This window comes from Mycobacterium sp. WUMAC-067, from assembly GCF_020217485.1.
Taxonomy (GTDB): Bacteria; Actinomycetota; Actinomycetes; order Mycobacteriales; family Mycobacteriaceae; genus Mycobacterium.
This window is the reverse complement of record NZ_JAEKMI010000145.1, coordinates 1-1,475: the sequence shown is the minus strand read 5'-3', so window position 1 is coordinate 1,475 and position 1,475 is coordinate 1. Positions and strand designations below refer to the sequence as shown.

The window sequence follows — 1,475 nt, the reverse complement described above, 5'->3', positions numbered from 1 at the left end:
GGCTCTGCGGAAATGAGCGTGCAGCAGTGGTTGGCGGATATCCGCGGTGGGGGTTCGTGTCGTTGAGCTGAGGTGGGGCCTCGGTGGGTGACGATTCAGGTTCCTACACGCCGCTTCACCAACACCACCGAGGTGACCCTTGCCTGAGGCTACTGCCTGCCCGCCGTCGGTTGTTGCCGACACGATCATGCGCACCATCGAGTTGGGGGTGACGATCACCGACGCCGCGGTCGACGAGAAGACGACGACGATCTTCTGCAGGCCGGTGGCCTGTGACGCCAGGTGTCCGGACTGCGGCCGGGAGGGCCGCTACCGCGACACTGTGACTCGGCCGTTGACGGATCTGCCGGTGGCCGGCTACCCGCTGGTGCTGCAGGGTGCCCTACCTCGCTACCGCTGCACAACGCCAGCGTGTGGGCGGGCAGTGTTCAACCAGGATCTGGGCAAGTTGGCGGCCCCGCGCTCATCGACGACGCGGCGCTGTGCCCGGTATGTATTGCGGCGGTTGATGATCGACCGCACCACCATTTCGGCGATCGCCGCCGAACTCGGGGTGTCCTGGCATACTGTCAGCTCCATCGCGATGCGTGCGACCGCCGGCCTGATCGCCACAACCGGGCCGGATCGGCTGGCCGGGGTGACGGTGATCGGTGTCGATGAGCATCGCTGGGCGCCTCGGCGTCGCGGCACAGAGGGGTTCGTCACGCTGATCATCGACCTCACGCCTACCCACGACCAGACCGGCCCGGCACGCCTGCTCGACCTGGTCGAAGGACGCTCAGCGACCGCACTGGCCACGTGGTTGGCCGCCCAACCCACCGACTTTGCCCGGGCCGTGGAGGTCATTGCGATGGACGGGTTCGCCGGCTACAAGACCGCCGCCACCGAGGTCATCCCGGACGCGGTCACCGTGATGGACCCCTTCCACGTTGTGGCTTTGGCCGGGACCAAGCTCGACCTGATCCGCCAACGCATCCAGCAGCAGACCCTGGGTCGGCGCGGACACACCGGTGACCCGCTCTATGGGATCCGGCGCATCGCCCGAACCCGCCTGCAGCTGCTCTCCCCACGCCAATACACCCGGCTGACCGAGGTGCTCGACGGCGACGACCATCTCGCCGTCAAGGTCGCCTGGCTGATCTATCAGAAGATCATCGCCGCCTACGCCGACCCGAACCGACGTCACGGCAAGAAGGCAATGACCAGGCTGATCGAGTCGATACGGCGCGGCGTACCCGCCGGATTGGAGGAGATCGCCCAACTCGGCCGCACGCTATCGCGCCGCCGCGCCGACATCCTGGCCTTCTTCGACCACCACGTCTCCAACGGACCCACCGAGGCCATCAACGGCCGCCTGGAAGCATTGCGCCGCAACGCCCTCGGATTCCGCAACCTCACCCACTACCGTTGGCGCTCACTACTACACAGCGGAGCACTCCACCAACTTGTCAATGCACTCTGAATTACGAAGAGCC

At 66.3% G+C, this 1,475-nt stretch carries 1 protein-coding gene; it reads left to right on the top strand.

The genetic code is table 11. The features are described 5' to 3' along the window. Nucleotides 1-187: 187 nt before the first annotated feature. Nucleotides 188-1,462 (top strand): ISL3 family transposase, encoded by a 1,275-nt coding sequence (locus JF781_RS27910; protein WP_046187320.1) that lies wholly within the window; start codon nt 188-190, stop codon nt 1,460-1,462. Nucleotides 1,463-1,475 lie beyond the last annotated feature (13 nt).